This is a genomic window from Limnobacter sp. SAORIC-690 (assembly GCF_002954425.1).
GTDB lineage: Bacteria > Pseudomonadota > Gammaproteobacteria > Burkholderiales > Burkholderiaceae_B > Limnobacter > Limnobacter profundi.
Genome location: NZ_MQVZ01000001.1, coordinates 3,127,082 through 3,144,433, shown reverse-complemented (window position 1 = coordinate 3,144,433; position 17,352 = coordinate 3,127,082). Strand labels below are relative to the sequence as shown.

The window sequence follows — 17,352 nt, the reverse complement described above, 5'->3', positions numbered from 1 at the left end:
AAAAGGCTTAAAAATCGATGTGTTATCCTATGGGTCCATTTACCTGCCAAGGAGACCTCGGGACAATGCCTGTCTTAAAAGAAGTAAACGTGAAAAATTTCCCCCTTGTGTTCAAATTTGCACCCGCCTGTGCAGTTGTACTTTCCCTGTTCAGTAGCCCGGTTATCGCAGCCAATGTGGTGTTGAAAAACGGCGATCGTCTTACCGGCGAGATTGTGAAGCTAAGCGACAACATTCTTACCTTCAAATCCCCCTTGTTTGGAGAAGTTGAACTGCCGTGGAAGCAAGTTCTTGAATTGCAGTCGGATGACGGCGTCACAGTGAAGCTGAAGGACGGCAGCACCGCAAAGGGCAAGGTGACTTTGAGTCAGCAGGGTGAGCTGGTGATTGATCAAGGTGATTTGGGGCGCTCCAGACCCCTTCAAAGGGCTGACGTTGCGATGTTTAACCCACCTGTGGTTGATCGCTCTGTGAAATACAGTGGCAGGGCCAATTTGGGTGGCGTGTTCAATCGCGGCAATTCCGAAGACGATGCCTTGAACTTCGATACCGAGTTCATTGCCAGAACACCAGAGAACAGGTACACCGTTGCGGCCGAAGTGAACGAGGCCGAGTCGGCAGGAGTGACGACCACGTCAAACCGATATTTGCTGACCCAGTACGATGCATTTTTAAGTGAGAAAGATTACTTGTTTGTGAACGCCAAGGGCGAGCAGGACAAGTTGGCTGACCTGAATTTGAGAACCTCGCTGGGTGCTGGTTATGGTTATCAGTTTTTTGAAACCGAGCGCGCCAAGTTATCGACTGAATATGGTTTGGCTTACATCAATGAAGATTATATTGTTGCGCCAGATGAGTCGTTTCCCTCATTAAGTCTGGGTTTGAACTATGAACGAAAATTCTGGAACAAACGCCTGGTGTTTTTCAACAACAACGACCTGTCCGTGAGCCTTGAGGACACAGCCGATGCCCTGTTCAAAACCAAAGTAGGTTTGCGCGTTCCCATTGTTGAAAATGTGAATGTGGCCACGCAAGTGAATTTGGACTATGACAACATGCCGCCACCTGGCGTTAAGAAAACAGACAGCAGCCTGATTTTCAGTGTGGGCTATGGTTTTTAAGTGAAATTTTTGGCGAATTTGTGTTGCAAACACCTGCGGCAATGCAAATTCGCAAAGCGCTTTGGAAATTCAGAATTAAAGCGGGGAAAGTGCTGTACACTGCGTTGAAACGCATAGGAACAAAGAAAACTGCTGGTGCCCAGGAGAGGACTCGAACCTCCACAGTGTTACCACCACTAGGACCTGAACCTAGCGCGTCTACCAATTCCGCCACCTGGGCACATGTGCGAGCCGTGAATTCTAATGAAATAAATAAATTTGTCAATGCATAAAACAGAAATAAAAATTCCAAGTCGTGAAGACATCCTGGCTGTACTGCGCCAAGCGCAAGCCCCCTTAACCCGCGAACAGGTTTTTGAGCACCTTAAACTCACCGAAGATCAAATCCCCATTATTGAAAAACGCCTGAACGCCATGGAGCGTGATGGTCAATTAATGCCCAACAGAAAGGGCATGTTGTTGCTTTCTACCAAGCTTGATTTCGTAGCCGGCCGAGTGGCTGGTCACCGTGACGGTTTCGGTTTTCTGGTTCGTGATGATCGCGGACCAGACGCCTTTCTTTCCCCGCGCGAGATGCAAAAAGTACTGCATGGCGACCGCGTGCTAGTGCGAATTACCGGCACCGACCACCGTGGCAAGCCCGAAGGAACCATTGTTGAGGTCACGGAACGTAAAACCAATCGCCTGGTTGGACGACTGGTGTCTGAGCGCGGCATTTTGCTGGTTATTCCTGAAGACCAGCGCATCAAGCACGACATTCTGGTGTCGCCAAAAGATGTGGGCAATGCCACACCTGGAAAAGTAGTCACTGTCGAAATTATCGAACAACCCACGCGTCATTCACAGCCAATCGGCAAAGTGGCTGAAGTTCTTGGCGAGCTGGACGATCCCGGCATGGAAATCGAGATTGCGGTGCGCAAATTTGATGTGCCGCATGAATTCAACCTGATGACCATGAACCAGGCTGAAAGTATTCCCAATGAAGTGGAATACAAAGACCTGAAAGGCCGAGTTGATTTGCGCGATGTGCCTTTTGTAACCATTGATGGAGAAGACGCCCGCGACTTTGATGATGCGGTTTATTGCACCCCTTCAAACGACACCAAAGGCGGTTGGCGTTTGCTGGTGGCCATTGCCGATGTAAGCCACTATGTGTTGCCCGGCACACCGATTGACCAGGAGGCCACCAAGCGTGGCACCTCCGTGTATTTCCCGCGCCGGGTCATTCCCATGTTGCCAGAGAAACTGTCGAACGGTTTGTGTTCGCTGAACCCCGGCGTGGATCGCCTGGTGTTGGTGTGCGACATGATTATTGGCCCCAAAGGTGCGATCAAGGCCTACCAGTTTTACAACGCAGTGATCCACTCTGCGGCTCGCCTGACTTATAACCAGGTTTGGGATGCGCTCACTGATCCGCAAAGCCTTACCGCCAAAGCAATGGGCCACGTGTACGGCGATGTCGAAAACCTGTACACGCTTTTCAAGGTGTTGTTTGAGTCGCGCCAGCGTCGCGGTGCCATGGAAATTGACACGGTTGAAACTCAGGTGATGCTTGACCCCGACGGCAAGATCGACAAAATTGTACCCAAACGCCGTAATGATGCACACCGTTTGATTGAAGAATGCATGCTGGCCGCCAACGTGTGCGCTGCCGATTTCCTGGAGCGCAGCAAACACCCCAGTTTGTACCGTGTGCACGAAGGCCCAACAGTTGAGAAACTGCAAAACCTTCGCGCTTTCTTGCGCTCGGTTGGTTTAACACTGGATGGCGGCGACGACCCCACCAGTATCGATTACGCGAACCTGATGAAAAAGATTCAGGGGCGCCCCGATCAGGCTTTGCTACAAACCATGATGCTGCGTTCCATGCAACAGGCCATTTACACGCCGCACAACAGTGGCCACTTTGGTTTGGCTTACCCAGCTTATGCGCACTTTACTTCGCCCATTCGCCGTTATCCCGATTTAATGGTTCACCGAAGCATCAAGGCCCTGCTGGCCGGCAAGCGTTATGTGCCACTACCGCTGGATGATCGTGAGTTCGAAGATTTCGACCCCAAGCGCAAAATAGACAAGTCCGAGGAAATTGCCCGTTGGGATCAATCTGGCAATTGGTTTTCGTCTACCGAGCGCCGTGCGGACGAAGCCTCACGCGACGTGATGTCCTGGCTGAAGTGTTTCTTCATGAAAGAGCGCGTTGGTGACACCTTCCAGGGCCATGTTTCCGGTGTAACCAGCTTTGGTCTTTTCATTACGCTTGATGCTTTGTATGTCGAAGGTCTGGTGCATGTGTCTGAACTGGGTACAGAATACTTCCAGTACAGCGACAGCCTGCATGAATTGCGTGGAGAGCGCAGCGGTATTCGCTACCGTCTGACGGACCCGATCAATGTGCAGGTGTCCAGGGTTGATCTGGATGCGCGTCGCATTGAATTCCGTTTGGTACAAGGCGTGAAGTTTGAAAGCCTGATGCGCGATCCAGGTTCAGCCAAGCCCAATGGCAAAGCGGGTAACCGTCCGCAGCGCCAGCAGGGCCGTCGCACCAATACCGCTCAGATGCAGCAGGCTGTGCAAGACGCAGGAAAAACTGCCCCAGTGTTGCCACCTGAAGAAGCGGCAACCACGCGTGGTGTGAACAAGAAGCGGGCCGCGGACGAATCGCGAAGCAAAGCTGCTGCCGAGAAAAAACGCAAGGAAGAAATTCAAAAAGCCAAGCGTGTCAGCCGTACCAAACCTGCCACAGGGTCTAAAATGCGCACTGCAGCGAAAAAATCTAGATAAGCGGAGCGTACCAATTGGCCATATTGTATGGTTTTCATGCCGTGTCGGCCCGGGTTAAAACGGCCCCGGCCAGCGTGGAAGAGGTGTTGGTGGACCAACACCGCAAAGACAAACGCATGCAGCAGTTCATCGACAAGGTGAAAGCTGCCGGCGTGAAAGTAAGTGCAGCCGATTCCGATCGTCTGGAAAAAGCAGCGGGTCACAAACAGCACCAGGGCGTGGTTGCATTTGCCAAAGAATTGGTAAAAAGCAACGATCTGTTTGAAATCATTGAAACCCATGGCAAGAACACATTGCTGCTGGTGCTGGATGGTGTCACTGATCCCCACAACCTGGGGGCCTGCCTGCGCAGTGCCGATGCGGCTGGGGTGCACGCGGTGGTGTTGCCGAAAGACAAATCAGTGGGTATTACTCCGGTGGTGTCGAAAGTGGCTTGTGGTGCGGCTGAAACAATTCCCGTAATTACCGTAACCAACCTGGCCCGCACGCTTGAAGAAATTCAAGATGCCGGTGTGTGGTGCATTGGCACAGCAGGCGAAGCCACCGACACGCTGTATAACGCCGATTTGAACGGCCCCATCGCCTGGGTGCTGGGTGCCGAAGGCGACGGCATGCGTCGCTTGACCCGCGAAAAATGCGACCAACTGGTACAGATTCCAATGATCGGCAGTGTTGAAAGCCTGAATGTGTCGGTGGCCAGTTCAGTGTGCCTGTTTGAAACCCTTCGTCAACGTCAATTCACAAAATAAGAAACCTCGAAGCACCGCATGGAACAACTCACCCTGGATGCAACGCCACCTTCTGGCGACGATTCTGAAACCATTACGCTGGGCTTGTACGCCGAGCGCGCTTATTTGGACTACGCCATTTCTGTGGTGAAGGGCAGGGCGCTGCCCGAATGTGCCGATGGTCAAAAACCGGTACAGCGTCGCATTTTGTACGCAATGAATGAAATGGGCCTGGGCAACAACGCCAAGCCTGTGAAATCGGCCCGTGTGGTGGGCGATGTTTTGGGTAAATATCACCCGCATGGCGACCAAGCCGCCTACGATGCATTGGTGCGCATGGCGCAGAATTTCACCTTGCGCTACCCGCTGATTGACGGTCAAGGCAATTTTGGCAGCCGGGATGGTGATGGCGCTGCGGCCATGCGATACACCGAAGCCCGCTTGACGCCCATCGCCAAGTTGCTGCTTGATGAAGTGGACATGGGTACCGTCGACTTCATTCCGAACTATGACGGCAGCTTTCAAGAACCCAAGCTGTTGCCAGCGCGCTTGCCTTTTGTGTTGCTCAATGGTGCTTCCGGTATTGCGGTGGGCATGGCCACTGACATCCCCCCTCACAATATTCGGGAAGTGGCTGCAGCAACGATCCATTTGATCAAGCATCCCAATGCCGACCTGGACACCATCATGGGTCATTTGCCAGCCCCTGATTTTCCGGGTGGCGCGCAAATTATCTCGCCCGCCAGCGCGATGAAAGAAATTTATGCGGGTGGTCGTGGGTCAATCAAGGTGCGTGCTCGTTGGGACATTGAAGAAATGGCCCGTGGCCAGTGGCAGCTGGTGGTGAAAGAATTGCCACCCAACACCAGCACTGCCAAGGTGTTGGAAGAAATTGAGGAACTGACCAACCCCAAGGTAAAAGCTGGCAAGAAAGGCCTGAGTACGGAACAGCAAAACTTGAAGGCGCAAGTGTTGGCCATGTTGGATGCGGTGCGCGATGAATCGGGCAAAGAGAACGCCGTGCGCTTGGTGTTCGAGCCGAAAAGCCGGAATGTGTCGGTAGAGGAGTTTTCGAACCTGCTACTTAGCCACACCAGTTTGGAAACCAACACGTCCATCAATTTGGTGAGCATCGACAATTCGGGCCGCCCGGGCCAGCGTGGTTTGATTGCCATGTTGCTGGACTGGATCGAGTTCCGCAAAGTGTGCGTAACCCGACGCAGCCAACACCGCTTGGCGCAGGTTAATGATCGTATTCACGTGCTGGAAGGCAGGTTGATTGCCTGGTTGAATATTGATGAAGTGATCAAGGTGATTCGCGAAAGTGATGAGCCCAAGCCTGCCTTGATTGAGGCTTTTAAACTGAGCGACCGTCAAGCCGAAGACATTCTTGAAATTCGACTGCGTCAGTTAGCTCGCTTGGAGAAAATCAAGATTGAGCAGGAACTGGCCAAGTTGGGTGAGGAAAAAGCCGACCTGGAGGCTTTGCTGGCCGATGAGGGCAAGCTGAAAACCCGAATTATTGGTGAAATTCGCAAAGACACCGACACCTATGGCGATGATCGCCGCACGCTGATTGAAGAGGCCGAGAAGGCCAGCGTGGAAGTGAAAGTGGTTGAAGAACCGACCACGGTCATTGTTTCCCAGAAATTCTGGATACGAAACCGCCAGGGCCATGGTCACGACGCCGCCCAGTTCAGTTTTAAGGTGGGCGACGCCTTGTACGCCGCTTTTGAATGCAAAACCACCGACAATACCTACTTGTTTGGTGCTGGCAATGCACTGGGCAAGGTGTTTAGTGTGCCCGTTGCTGCATGGCCGGGTGGCCGGGGCGATGGCATACCCGCACAAAGCCTTGTGGAGTTGAATGGCGGTACGCTGAGCCACGCGCTAGCCGCACCTGCTTCCCAGCCCGTATTTCTGGCTTGCAGCGCGGCCTACGGCTTTTTGGCCATGGCTGGCAATATGGAGAGCCGCATGAAGGCGGGCAAGCAATTCATCAGCCTTAACCCGGGTGAAAAGCTGTTGCCGCCGGTGCTGTTGCAGGCCACCGACGACCGGGTGGCTGTGCTTGCCGAAAGTGGACGTTTCCATGTCTTCATGCTGGACGAGCTCAAACAACTCTCAGGTGGCGGGCGTGGCGTACAACTGTTGCCACTCGATGACAAAGACTCGTTGGTGGCCGTTGTTGCTTTCGGTCCGTCGGATAGCCTGGTGATTGCCGGCACAGGCCGCGGCGGCAAAGACCGGGAGGAGGTTTTGAAACCTGCCTTGCTGGCTGAGCGGCTGGGCAAGCGCGGCAGAAAAGGCAAGGAACTGGACATCAAGTTCAAAGCCGACACCCTGCGCAAGGCCAGTTAAAAAAAGCCCTTCGGGGCTTTTTTTCGTCTTGAAATTCAGGAATCCGTCCCCATTTCCCCAACATCCAAACCAAGAAGATGAAGGGAGCAAACAACATGGGTGCAATGAAGGAAACAATGGGTTTTCAAACAGAGGTAAAGCAACTTCTGCATTTGATGATTCATTCCCTGTATTCCAACAAGGAAATCTTTCTTCGCGAGCTGGTATCCAACGCATCGGACGCTTGCGACAAACTGCGCTTTGAAGCCATCAACAACGCTGGGCTGTTCGAGAGCGACACTGAACTGAAAATTCGTGTCAGCTTTGACAAGGAAGCGCGCACTATCACTATTGAGGATAACGGGATTGGCTTAAGCCGCGAGGACGCGATTGAGCACCTGGCACGATCGCCAAAAGTGGTACCAAAGAATTTTTTGGCAAATTGAGTGGCGATCAGCAAAAAGACGCTGCCTTGATCGGCCAGTTTGGCGTGGGTTTTTATTCGGCGTTCATTGTGGCTGACAAGGTGACTGTGCGCTCGCGCAAGGCCGGTTTGCCGGCCGCAGAGGGCGTTGAATGGGAATCGAAAGGTGATGGCGAATTTAGCGTGGAAGCCATTGAGAAAGCAGACCGAGGCACCCAAATTATTCTGCATTTGAAGGCTGATGAAGACGAATTGCTTTCTGGCTGGAAATTGAAGGGCATTCTGACCAAATATTCTGATCACATTTCCCTGCCCATCCAGATGCTGAAAGAAGAATGGGACGAAGAAGCGGGCGGGATGAAAGCCACGGGCGAGTGGGAAAATGTAAATAAGGCCAATGCTTTGTGGGCCCGTTCGAAAAGCGACATCACTGCTGAGCAGTACAACGAGTTTTACAAAACCATTAGCTTCGATTTTGCCGACCCCTTGGCCTACACTCACAACCGCGTTGAAGGCGGCCGCTCGGAATACACTTCGCTGCTGTACATTCCCGCCAAGGCCCCTTACGACCTCTGGGACCGCAACCAACAGAAAGGTATCAAGTTGTACGTGAAGCGTGTGTTCATCATGGACGACGCAGAGCAGTTGATGCCCCCTTACATGCGCTTTGTCAAAGGTGTGATCGATTCCTCTGATTTGCCTTTGAACGTTTCACGCGAGATTTTGCAGGAAAGCCGTGATGTGAAAGCCATTCGTGAAGGGTCTGTGAAGAAGGTGTTGGGCTTGCTGGAAGACATGGCCGCCAATGAAGCCGAGAAATACGCCAGTTTCTGGAAAGAGTTTGGCCAGGTGCTGAAAGAGGGCATGGGCGACGACCCAGCCAACAAAGAACGCATTGCCAAACTGCTGCGTTTTGCGACCACACAAAGCGAAGGCGAGGCACAAACTGTTTCACTGGCTGACTATGTGGGCCGTATGAAAGAGGGACAGGAAAAGATTTACTACGTGACGGCTGATACCTATGCTGCGGCCAAGTACAGCCCGCACCTGGAAGTGTTCAAGAAAAAGGGTGTGGAAGTGCTGCTGCTTAGCGACCGCGTGGACGAGTGGATGTTGTCTTACCTGCAGGAGTTTGAAGGCAAGGAGCTGCAAAGCTGTGCCAAAGGTGGCCTTGATTTGGGTGCCCTTGAGGATGAAAAAGACAAGGAAACCAAGAAGAAGGTTGAAGACGAGTTCAAGGATGTATTGAAGAAGGTCGAAGACCTGCTGAAAGACCGCATCAAAGAGGCCCGTGTTACCTTGCGTTTAACCGACAGCCCGGCATGTATCGTGGCTGACGAAATGGGCATGAGCGAGCATTTGAAGCGTATGCTAAAGCAGGCTGGCCAGAATGCACCCGACACCAAGCCGATTCTGGAACTAAACCCTGAGCACCCCTTCATTCAGCGTTTGAAAATCGAGAAAGATCATTTCGATGAATGGGTGAACGTGCTGTTTGATCAAGCGGTGTTGGCTGAGGGCGGCCAGCTGGAAGATCCAGCCGGGTTTGTTCGCCGCTTGAACATGTTGTTACTGACCGTAAAAGCCTAGGGTTGACAAGTAATTAATGGCTAAGTGGCTGGGCCTGATTATTCAGTGCCCAGCCCAGCCTGCTTTGCAAGGCGTTGGCCAGGTAAAGTGATTGCTCAAAAAATCGCTGCACGTACTTCAGGTCTGCCTGGGTTACTAGGGTTTCTTGCCACCGCAGCTGAAATTCTGCCTTGTGGCTGTCTTCCCACATATATGCAGGAAGGCGCACTCGTTCCATTAGTGCATTGAACTGGCTGCACTCCTTGCGAATTCCTTCCAGGTCGCTGTGCTCGTCTTGCTCCATCACCCGATGAATACAGGTTATTTCCATCATGCCTTGGTCAATCTGCTTGATTTCAAGCCAGGCATTCGGTGAACTTGACATCAGCTTTACAGGGTACTTGTTCACTTGTTTGTCCTCATGATAGGGGCTTTTCAGTTGTCCCACCCAGGCGGCTAATGCCTTGATCAAATCGGGGTCATTCAATGCTGTCATGTGGAGATTCCATTCAAAAGGAAATTTGAATTGAGTGCCCCACAATTTCAACTGGTTCCACAACCGGCCATTCAAATGAAAAAGGCCACCCATTGCTGGGTGACCAAACAAATCCTGTAAACAGATGAGCGGGTTTACAGGCTAGAGGTGATCTGACCGTTCACAACTTTTACGCGGTCGCCAGACTGCCAGCTGGGTGGGCTGCTGAAACTGAACACGTCGGAACCGCCAGCGTCATATTGAACCACCACATCATACTGGGTGCTGGAGTTACGGTCCTTTTCAATTTTATTACCAAGCACGGCACCACCAACCACGCCGGCTGCGGTGGCCACCTTCTTGCCGCTACCGCCGCCAATCTGGTTGCCCAGCAGGCCGCCTACCACGCCACCAGCCACTGCGCCGATGCCGGAGCCTTCACCTTGAATGGTGCGCTGGCGAATTTCCACAACGCGGCCACAAGTGTTACAAGTTGCGGCCGTTTGCACTGGTGCGGGCTTGGAAGCGACAGGCTTTGAAGCTGCTTTCTTCGCAGCGGCCTCTTCCTTGGCTTTTGCTTCTTCTTCCAGTCGTGCTTCTTCTTCCAATTGGGCGATTTCCTGGTCGCTCATATTGGCGTTGCTGCTTGGCAGCAGGCCAGTCATGGATGCAATTGCAATGCCACTGGCCAAAATAACGGCAACAGCGGCAGTAATAATCAGGGGATGGGTACGTTTGGTTTCCATTTTCTTTCTCCACACGAAATGTGTTTGTGATGCTAATAACGGGGAGGGTCAGAAAAAGGAATACAAGGATTACTTACTAAGGTATCGCATTGCAGTTTCAAGCCCACCGACCGTGAGGGGGTGCATGCGGTGTTCCATGATATTTTGAATGATTTCAACGCTTTGGCGATATTGCCATAGCCCTTCGGGTTCCGGATTCAGCCAGACGGCTTTCGGAAAACGATCAAGAAAACGACGCAACCACACTGCGCCAGCTTCCTTGTTATTGTACTCGACCGAACCACCGGGCTGTAGAATTTCGTAGGGGCTCATCGTGGCGTCTCCCACAAAGATCAAACGGTAGTCGCCGTTGTAGGTGCGCAGTATGTCTGTGGTCTGAAACCGCTCGCTGTGGCGACGGTGGTTTTTTTTCCACAAGAAATCGTAGACGCAATTGTGGAAGTAATAAAACTCCAAATGCTTGAATTCACTTTTCGCGGCACTGAACAATTCTTCCGTGCGGCGAATGTGATCATCCATGGAACCACCCACATCCAGCAGCATCAACACTTTCACTGAATTGTGCCGTTCGGGGCGCATTTTCAAATCCAGCCAGCCCGCATTGCGCGCTGTCGATTCAATGGTGTTGTCCAAATCCAGTTCTTCTTGCGCACCTTCTCGCGCAAAGCGGCGCAGGCGGCGCAGGGCAATCTTGATGTTGCGTGTGCCAATTTCCAGCTCGTCGTCGTAATCCTGGTAAAGGCGTTGGTCCCACACCTTCACGGCACGGCGGTTTCGGCTTTCATCTTGCCCTATACGCACGCCTTCCGGGTTGTATCCGTTGTTGCCAAACGGGGAGGTACCGCCCGAACCAATCCATTTGCTGCCACCTTCATGGCGTTCTTTTTGTTCTTTCAGCAGTTCTTTCAGGCGTTCCATCAGCTTGTCCAACCCGCCCATGGCTTCAATGGCCGCCATTTCTTCAGGCGTGAATTCGCGGTTGAATCGCTTTTCCAGCCAGTCTTTCGGCAGCTGGGCGAACAGGTCCATGTTCTTTTCCAGCCCTTTGAAGTAGTTGCCAAACACCTGATCGAACCGGTCAAAGAACCGTTCATCCTTCACCAGCGTAAGGCGGGACAAATGGTAAAAATTGTCCAGGCTTGGGGTCATGAATTGCGCCTTCATCCCCTCAAGCAGGGTGAGGTATTCCCGCACGGTGACGGGAATTTTGGCATCGCGAAGTTGAAAGAAAAAATCCAGTAGCACAGCAAAAGCCTTTATCAGCGACCCTGACGGGCCATGAACACCAAGCGGTTGAACAGTTCAATGTCTTGCTCGTTTTTCAGCAACGCCCCGTGCATGGGTGGAATGGCGTCTTTTCCGTCTTTCGCTTGCAGTGCACCGGCTGGAATGTCTTCAGCCAGCAGGAGGCGTAGCCAATCGATCAACTCCGATGTGGTCGGTTTTTTCTTCAAGCCGGGCAGGGCGCGAATGCCAAAAAAACTGGCCATGGCAGCATCCAGCAATTCTTTTTTCAAGTTCTTGAAGTGCACAGCCACAATGCTTTCCATGGTGGCTTTGTCAGGAAACTGAATGTAGTGAAAAAAGCAGCGACGCAGGAAGGCATCGGGCAACTCTTTCTCGTTGTTGGAGGTGATGATGACGATCGGGCGGTGCTTGGCCTTGATCAGCTGCTTGGTTTCGTAGCAGTAAAACTCCATGCGATCAATTTCACGCAGCAAGTCATTCGGGAACTCAATGTCGGCCTTGTCGATTTCATCGATCAGCAGCACAACTGGCTTGTCGGCCTCGAACGCTTGCCACAGCACGCCTTTCACAATGTAGTTTGCGATGTCTTTGACACGCGCTTCACCCAACTGCGAATCGCGCAGGCGGCTCACCGCGTCGTACTCGTAAAGGCCTTGTTGGGCCTTGGTGGTCGATTTGATGTGCCACTGCATTAACTCAAGGCCGAGGGATGCAGCCACTTCTTCAGCCAGCAGTGTTTTGCCGGTGCCGGGTTCGCCTTTGATCAGCAAGGGGCGTTGCAGGGTAATGGCTGCATTGACGGCAAGTTTAAGATCGTCAGTGGCGACGTAGGTTTTGCTACCTTCAAAACGCATTTTTGTAATTCCTTGTAATTCAATATCGCAAGTGTAAGTGCTTTTCAGGGCGAATTTGCTGAATTTTTCATCCAATTTGGCGCTTTCGACCAGCAGTTCATAGACTAAGCGGCAGATCAACCGTAAAATAGCAAGGTTTTTGCCCAGCGCCACCCCTTACACAAAATGGCGCGGCTGACCACCAATTACATTTGTTGACGAGAGAGCGAGATGAAACGTATCGGTTTGACTGTTCGCGCAATGAGCGCTATCGGCCTGTTGGCTGCGGTGGCTTTTACCACCCCCGCAATGGCTGTTGAAGGCAACGCCGAGGCAGCGGCATCGAAGAAGTCCATGTGCATTGGTTGCCATGGTATTCCCGGTTACAAGGCCAGCTTCCCCGAGGTGTATAACGTGCCCTATATCGCGGGTCAGAACGCCAAGTACATTGAGGCAGCGCTGAATGCCTACAAGAAGGGCGATCGCAAACACCCGACCATGCGCGGTATTGCTGAAACCCTGACCGAACAAGACATCGCTGACCTGGCTGCGTACTACGCACAAGCCAAGTGATTTGCAACAAGGACTAATCAATATGAAAACTAAATACACTATCGCTGCAGCCTTGTTTGCCGCGTCATTCTCAGTTCAGGCTGCTGACATTGCAGCAGGCAAAGCCAAGGCCGAAGCCCAGTGCGCGGCATGCCATGCTGTTGAAGGCAACTGGAATAAAACCATGGATCCTTCTTACCCGAAGCTGGCTGGGCAGCATGCGGACTACATTGCCAACACCTTGAAGCAGTACCAGAAGGGTGGCCGTAATAATGCCATTATGGCCGGTATGGCCGCTGGCCTGAGCCAGCAAGACATCAAGGATTTGTCAGCATTCTTTGCGTCGCTTGAAGGAGAGTTGTACCTGAAGAAGTAAATTAGTTACCAGTCTGAATGGACTGGGCTTAATAAAAAACCCGCTTGAAGCCTTGTTGCTGAAGCGGGTTTTTTACGACGAATGGGAGTGGATCAAACCCCGCTGTGTTCCAGAATGCATTGAATGTAATTTTCACTGCTGAACGCGACACCATTTTTCTGTTGCTGGTAAATTTGCTCGGCCAAACATTCAAACACTTGGTGAGCTGCTTTGTGATCATCGCCCATTTTCTCGCACAGTTTGGCGAAAGCTGCCCGAATACCGGGTGGCTGGTCGATGCTGACCTGTTCAGCCACGGCCAGGTGCATGGACAAGTGAAGAAAGGGATTGCTTTGGCCCGCTTCTACCGAGAAGTCAGCGGCAAGAATCGATTCTGGTTCAGCGTCAAACACTTCAAAATACTCGGGGTGCTTGGTCATCCATTGCAGGGCGAGGCTTTCTGCTTCGCTCAGTGGCTCTTCTTTGTGGTATTTCTTCCAGCTGTTCAAAAAAACAGCCTTGCCTGGTCTCGCGTTGGGTTGAACATGAAAAGGTTACCTCGTGTATTACATCTGTGGGCTATTGAACAGGCACAGACTGAGTCGATTGTTTCTGGGCGGTGTTACCACGGTGTCACCCTGGTTTAACCAAGCAGCTTGACCAAATACGCCTATCCATTCTGTATCGGGGAAACTGGCTAACACAGTGGCGATGTCGTTGTCATCGGCATGGCACATTTGGCTTCGCTCGAAACCGGCGAAAAGAATGCCTATGTCGGGCGCTTTGGCATTGAAATGAGTACGCACGGCGGGCATCCACTCATGGATTTCTTGATCGATTGCCTTAGGGGTTCGGTGGGCCAGTCGCACTTTTTGCCCTTTGAGCACTGGCGCGGCCAGTCCCAAAGTGCCATCGGCATGAATTTCCATCACGGGTATCCAGCTTTCCCCTTTGTCGTGCACCACTTGCAAACGCATGCCCACCGGGCGGGGTTGTTCGCTTGGGCATCGAAGCGCCGAGGCCGCTTTTTCATCACCTACACGAATCAGAAACAGACCATTGCTTTCGCTCACTGTTTGATACGGTCCCAGAAATGTGAGTCCTTCCGAGTTGAGAATCAAGGGGGTTTGCACCAGCAGTTGGGTTGCACAAATGGCTTCACCGCAGATACGGCCGTGTTCAACGCGCGGCATTTTTGCGTAATTGGCGCCGTACGACAACAAGCCCAAGGTGTCTGCTTGCACGATGCTAGAATCAGGCTCGTAGTCGGCCAATGTCCAGTGGTCGGTCAGAACTTGCTCGTGCTCAACCATGCACAGGTTCAAGGCAGTGTGCCGTGCAGGAATATTGCCTTGTGGGGTTTCAAATTCTTTGCCAAACACGGCGATCAACACGGTGGGTTCGTTGCTAAACACCTCGCCCTGTCCCAACAGGCCTGAGGCACAGCCACCCCACACATTCATGCAGTTGGTTTTGCTGACGCACAACTGTGCAAGGTCTTGCAAAAGCGAAGCGAAATGCGGTGTGCATAACAAAATAACCCGGCTGATGTAGTCGGAGTGGCGGCGAAGCCCGGCCTTTTCAACCGCACTTTCAACCAGTGCAGCGGCGTCTTCAAGCCGGGCATCACTGAACACTTGAACGCAAATTGCGTGGCTCATGTTGTTTTCTTTTTGAATTCGCACAAGTCCACGATACTACAACGAGTACATTCCGGTTTGCGTGCCTTGCACACATAGCGCCCATGCAAAATCAGCCAATGGTGAGCGTTTAACATAAACTCTTGGGGCACCAGCTTCAACAGCCTTTTTTCAACTTCAAGCACATCTTTCCCTGGGGCAATGCCGGTGCGGTTGCTGATGCGGAAAATATGCGTATCGACAGCCATCGTGGGTTGCCCGAATGCGGTGTTCAGCACCACGTTGGCGGTTTTGCGGCCGACGCCCGGGAGGCTTTCAAGTGCTTCCCGGTCTGCTGGTACTTCACCGTTGTGTTGATCTCGCAGAATTTCCGCGGTTTGCACAAGGTGTTTTGCCTTCGACCGAAACAGACCAATTGTTTTGATGTATTCCTCAACACCGGCAACACCAAGCGCTGCAATTGCTGCTGGCGTATTTGCCACGGCAAACAGTTTTCGTGTGGCAATGTTCACGCCTTTGTCGGTGGCCTGTGCACTCAGCAAAACTGCAGCCAGCAGTTCAAACGGAGTTGAATACTCCAGCTCGGTTTTTGGTTCCGGGTTGGCCTGCTGAAACCGTTTGAAAATCTCGGTACGCTTTTCTTTGTTCATGGTGTTTGTGCCTGTCGCCGTGCCCGTGCCCTGGCCAGTGCAGCTTGCACCACGGCCTTTTTGGCAGCTGCATCGGGGCTGGGTGTGTCGTCTAACTCGTCCAGTTTGTGAATTGCCTTGGCTTCGAGTCTTTCAGCCTGTTCTTCCTTTTGCCGCTTCAAACGGTTTTCCCGAGTGTGCATGCGCGCGCGGGCAGCATGCGCCTGGGCTTGGTCCCACGCGCTGAATTCAGGCATGAACACCATGTCGATGCAGTCGACGGGACAGGGGGGAATGCACAATTCGCAGCCTGTACACAACTCAGCCAATACGGCGTGCCTGCGTTTGCTGCTGCCCACAATTGCATCAACCGGGCATGCTTTGATACACAAGGTGCAGCCAATACAATGCTGGGGGTGGATGCTGGCGATGTGCCGTTCAATGGAGGTGCCGCAGCTGGGGTCAACTGGTTTTTCTGGGAGACTCAACAGGGCAGACAAGGCCGCGATTGTGCTCTCGCCGCCCGGGGGGCAACGGTTTAAATCAGCTTCCCGGCTCGCCAAGGCTTTGGCGTAAGGCAAACAGCCCTCAAACCCGCACTGTGTGCATTGGGTTTGAGGAAGTAGATCGTCTATTTGTTGTACAAGTTGCTCATGCATTCTTGGCTATGAATTCGCGGATTTTCGGGTAAACCTTCTCGCGCCAACGGCGACCGCTGAAGATACCATAGTGTCCGCATTCCATGGCTTCGTAATGTTCTTTCTTGTCCGCAGGCAGGCTTTTGCACAGCTTGAGTGCAGCTTTGGTTTGGCCAGGACCGGAAATGTCATCCAGCTCGCCTTCAATGGTTAACAGTGCCACTGTTTTCACGTCTTCCGGCTTTACGCGCTGGCCGCGAACTTCCCAGGTACCTGTTGGCAGGGCGTGATCTTGAAACACAGTTTTGATTGTGTCCAGGTAATACTCAGCAGGCATGTCCAGCACCGCATTGTATTCATCGTAAAACTGACGGTGGCTTTCAGCGCTTTCGCCGTCACCCTCTACCAGGTGCATGTAAAAGTCGTAGTGGCTTTGTGCGTGCTTGTCCGGGTTCATGCTGACAAAACCCAAATGTTGCAAGAAGCCGGGGTACACGCGGCGCAGGTAGCCGGGGTAAGTGTGGGGCACACTGTAAATCACATTGTTTTCAAACCAGGAGTAGGGCTTTTTGGTGGCCAGATTGTTCACCTCGGTGGGGCTTTCGCGGGTGTCGATGGGGCCGCCCATCATGGTCATGCTTTTGGCTTGCTTGGGGTCGTTGTTCGATGCCATCAGCGATACTGCCGCCATTACCGGCACGGTGGGCTGGCAAACCGAGATCAGGTGGACATTGGGCCCCAGCAGCTGTATGAACTCAATGCAGTAATGCACGTAGTCGTCCAGATGGAACTCGCCTTCTGACAAGGGCACCATGCGGGCGTCTACCCAATCGGTGATGTAGACATCGTGGTCTTGAAGCAGGGTTTTGACAGTGTCGCGCAGCAGGGTGGCATGGTGGCCAGATAGAGGGGCAAACACCAATACCTTGGGTTGTGGCTTCAAGGGTTTGGATTCGGCAGGAATCATTTTGCGGAAATGAATCAGCTTGCAAAATGGCTTGGTTTCAACGATTTCCTGGGCAATCGACACTTCGCGATCGCCGCACTTCACTGTGGTAATGCCGAATTCGGGTTTTTCATATTCTTTGCCCAAGCGGTACATCAATTCGAAACCCGCTGAAATACGGCGTGCCATGGGCAGGTGCGCCAAGGGGCTGAACGGGTTGCTGTATAGCTTGGAACCTGCTTCAGCCCAAATGGTCATGGGGTTAAGCAGCGCTCGCTGAAATTCGTGCATTTGGTACAGCATGAGAGTGCCTCCGGCTTTGTTAGG

Annotated in this window: 17 protein-coding genes and 1 tRNA gene; 8 read left to right on the top strand and 10 right to left on the bottom strand. The window is 52.5% G+C overall.

Annotated features, from left to right (window positions below; all coding sequences use genetic code 11):
* The first annotated feature begins 89 nt into the window (after positions 1–89).
* Positions 90–1,121, top strand: a complete 1,032-nt coding sequence (locus tag BSZ31_RS14970; RefSeq protein ID WP_168427010.1) for a YdiY family protein — start codon at positions 90–92, stop codon at positions 1,119–1,121.
* A gap of 133 nt (positions 1,122–1,254) precedes the next feature.
* On the opposite strand, the gene BSZ31_RS14965 is transcribed toward BSZ31_RS14970, so the two are convergent.
* Positions 1,255–1,341, bottom strand: a tRNA-Leu gene (locus BSZ31_RS14965).
* 44 nt (positions 1,342–1,385) lie between these two features.
* Here BSZ31_RS14965 and rnr point away from each other — a divergent pair.
* From rnr to htpG, 5 genes are all read left to right on the top strand, one after another.
* Positions 1,386–3,902, top strand: a complete 2,517-nt coding sequence (rnr, locus tag BSZ31_RS14960) for a ribonuclease R (protein ID WP_105029414.1) — start codon at positions 1,386–1,388, stop codon at positions 3,900–3,902.
* Between the two features lie 14 nt (positions 3,903–3,916).
* Positions 3,917–4,651, top strand: coding sequence for a 23S rRNA (guanosine(2251)-2'-O)-methyltransferase RlmB (gene rlmB, locus BSZ31_RS14955; RefSeq protein WP_105029413.1), 735 nt, complete (start codon positions 3,917–3,919; stop codon positions 4,649–4,651).
* Positions 4,652–4,669: 18 nt separating this feature from the next.
* Positions 4,670–6,991, top strand: a complete 2,322-nt coding sequence (parC, locus tag BSZ31_RS14950; protein ID WP_105029412.1) for a DNA topoisomerase IV subunit A — start codon at positions 4,670–4,672, stop codon at positions 6,989–6,991.
* 95 nt (positions 6,992–7,086) lie between these two features.
* Positions 7,087–7,416, top strand: coding sequence for a hypothetical protein (locus BSZ31_RS17850; protein WP_369907274.1), 330 nt, complete (start codon positions 7,087–7,089; stop codon positions 7,414–7,416).
* Positions 7,413–8,984, top strand: coding sequence for a molecular chaperone HtpG (gene htpG / locus BSZ31_RS14945; RefSeq protein ID WP_369907273.1), 1,572 nt, complete (start codon positions 7,413–7,415; stop codon positions 8,982–8,984). Before BSZ31_RS17850 ends, htpG begins: the two co-directional genes overlap by 4 nt.
* Positions 8,985–8,997: 13 nt before the next feature.
* Here htpG and BSZ31_RS14940 read toward each other — a convergent pair whose 3' ends face one another.
* The 4 genes from BSZ31_RS14940 to BSZ31_RS14925 all read right to left on the bottom strand — a co-directional run bounded on the left by BSZ31_RS14940 (position 8,998) and on the right by BSZ31_RS14925 (position 12,286).
* Entirely contained in the window at positions 8,998–9,459 is a 462-nt protein-coding gene (locus BSZ31_RS14940; protein ID WP_105029411.1) for a hypothetical protein, read from the bottom strand.
* 134 nt (positions 9,460–9,593) lie between these two features.
* The gene (locus tag BSZ31_RS14935) at positions 9,594–10,184 is read right to left on the bottom strand and encodes a glycine zipper 2TM domain-containing protein (RefSeq protein ID WP_105029410.1); all 591 of its coding nucleotides are present in this window, start codon (positions 10,182–10,184) and stop codon (positions 9,594–9,596) included.
* A gap of 69 nt (positions 10,185–10,253) precedes the next feature.
* Positions 10,254–11,429, bottom strand: a complete 1,176-nt coding sequence (locus tag BSZ31_RS14930; protein WP_105029409.1) for a VWA domain-containing protein — start codon at positions 11,427–11,429, stop codon at positions 10,254–10,256.
* 14 nt (positions 11,430–11,443) lie between these two features.
* Complete coding sequence (locus BSZ31_RS14925) at positions 11,444–12,286, bottom strand: MoxR family ATPase (protein WP_105029906.1); 843 nt, start codon at positions 12,284–12,286, stop codon at positions 11,444–11,446.
* Positions 12,287–12,496: 210 nt separating this feature from the next.
* Here BSZ31_RS14925 and BSZ31_RS14920 point away from each other — a divergent pair, with 210 nt between their 5' ends.
* Positions 12,497–12,838, top strand: coding sequence for a cytochrome c (locus BSZ31_RS14920; RefSeq protein ID WP_105029408.1), 342 nt, complete (start codon positions 12,497–12,499; stop codon positions 12,836–12,838).
* A 22-nt stretch (positions 12,839–12,860) separates the two neighbouring features.
* Positions 12,861–13,193 (top strand): cytochrome c, encoded by a 333-nt coding sequence (locus tag BSZ31_RS14915; protein WP_105029407.1) that lies wholly within the window; start codon positions 12,861–12,863, stop codon positions 13,191–13,193.
* A 92-nt stretch (positions 13,194–13,285) separates the two neighbouring features.
* Here the strand turns inward: BSZ31_RS14915 and BSZ31_RS14910 are convergent, their stop codons facing one another.
* Genes BSZ31_RS14910 through BSZ31_RS14890 form a run of 5 tightly spaced genes read right to left on the bottom strand, consistent with a single transcriptional unit; the run spans position 13,286 to position 17,328 of the window.
* Positions 13,286–13,681 carry a DUF1841 family protein gene (locus tag BSZ31_RS14910; protein ID WP_240605725.1) on the bottom strand — a complete coding sequence of 132 codons (396 nt, stop codon included), beginning with the start codon at positions 13,679–13,681 and terminating at the stop codon, positions 13,286–13,288.
* Positions 13,682–13,738: 57 nt separating this feature from the next.
* Positions 13,739–14,833 carry a hypothetical protein gene (locus BSZ31_RS14905; RefSeq protein ID WP_105029406.1) on the bottom strand — a complete coding sequence of 365 codons (1,095 nt, stop codon included), beginning with the start codon at positions 14,831–14,833 and terminating at the stop codon, positions 13,739–13,741.
* Positions 14,830–15,462 carry an endonuclease III gene (nth, locus tag BSZ31_RS14900; RefSeq protein ID WP_105029405.1) on the bottom strand — a complete coding sequence of 211 codons (633 nt, stop codon included), beginning with the start codon at positions 15,460–15,462 and terminating at the stop codon, positions 14,830–14,832. The genes BSZ31_RS14905 and nth overlap by 4 nt, the downstream gene beginning before the upstream one ends.
* Complete coding sequence (locus BSZ31_RS14895) at positions 15,459–16,100, bottom strand: RnfABCDGE type electron transport complex subunit B (protein ID WP_105029404.1); 642 nt, start codon at positions 16,098–16,100, stop codon at positions 15,459–15,461. Before BSZ31_RS14895 ends, nth begins: the two co-directional genes overlap by 4 nt.
* A complete protein-coding gene (locus tag BSZ31_RS14890) occupies positions 16,093–17,328 on the bottom strand; it encodes a polyhydroxyalkanoate depolymerase (RefSeq protein WP_105029403.1) in 1,236 nt (411 codons plus the stop codon). The genes BSZ31_RS14895 and BSZ31_RS14890 overlap by 8 nt, the downstream gene beginning before the upstream one ends.
* Positions 17,329–17,352 lie beyond the last annotated feature (24 nt).

Excerpts from the sequence above, each read along its gene's own strand:
- BSZ31_RS14915 (WP_105029407.1), top strand. The coding sequence starts at position 12,861 with ATGAAAACTAAATACACTATCGCTGCAGCCTTGTTTGCCGCGTCATTC.
- BSZ31_RS14940 (WP_105029411.1), bottom strand. The coding sequence starts at position 9,459 with ATGACAGCATTGAATGACCCCGATTTGATCAAGGCATTAGCCGCCTGG.
- rnr (WP_105029414.1), top strand. The coding sequence starts at position 1,386 with ATGCATAAAACAGAAATAAAAATTCCAAGTCGTGAAGACATCCTGGCT.
- BSZ31_RS14920 (WP_105029408.1), top strand. The coding sequence starts at position 12,497 with ATGAAACGTATCGGTTTGACTGTTCGCGCAATGAGCGCTATCGGCCTG.
- parC (WP_105029412.1), top strand. The coding sequence starts at position 4,670 with ATGGAACAACTCACCCTGGATGCAACGCCACCTTCTGGCGACGATTCT.
- BSZ31_RS14935 (WP_105029410.1), bottom strand. The coding sequence starts at position 10,184 with ATGGAAACCAAACGTACCCATCCCCTGATTATTACTGCCGCTGTTGCC.
- BSZ31_RS14890 (WP_105029403.1), bottom strand. The coding sequence starts at position 17,328 with ATGCTGTACCAAATGCACGAATTTCAGCGAGCGCTGCTTAACCCCATG.
- nth (WP_105029405.1), bottom strand. The coding sequence starts at position 15,462 with ATGAACAAAGAAAAGCGTACCGAGATTTTCAAACGGTTTCAGCAGGCC.
- BSZ31_RS14925 (WP_105029906.1), bottom strand. The coding sequence starts at position 12,286 with ATGCGTTTTGAAGGTAGCAAAACCTACGTCGCCACTGACGATCTTAAA.
- BSZ31_RS17850 (WP_369907274.1), top strand. The coding sequence starts at position 7,087 with ATGGGTGCAATGAAGGAAACAATGGGTTTTCAAACAGAGGTAAAGCAA.
- BSZ31_RS14905 (WP_105029406.1), bottom strand. The coding sequence starts at position 14,833 with ATGAGCCACGCAATTTGCGTTCAAGTGTTCAGTGATGCCCGGCTTGAA.
- BSZ31_RS14895 (WP_105029404.1), bottom strand. The coding sequence starts at position 16,100 with ATGCATGAGCAACTTGTACAACAAATAGACGATCTACTTCCTCAAACC.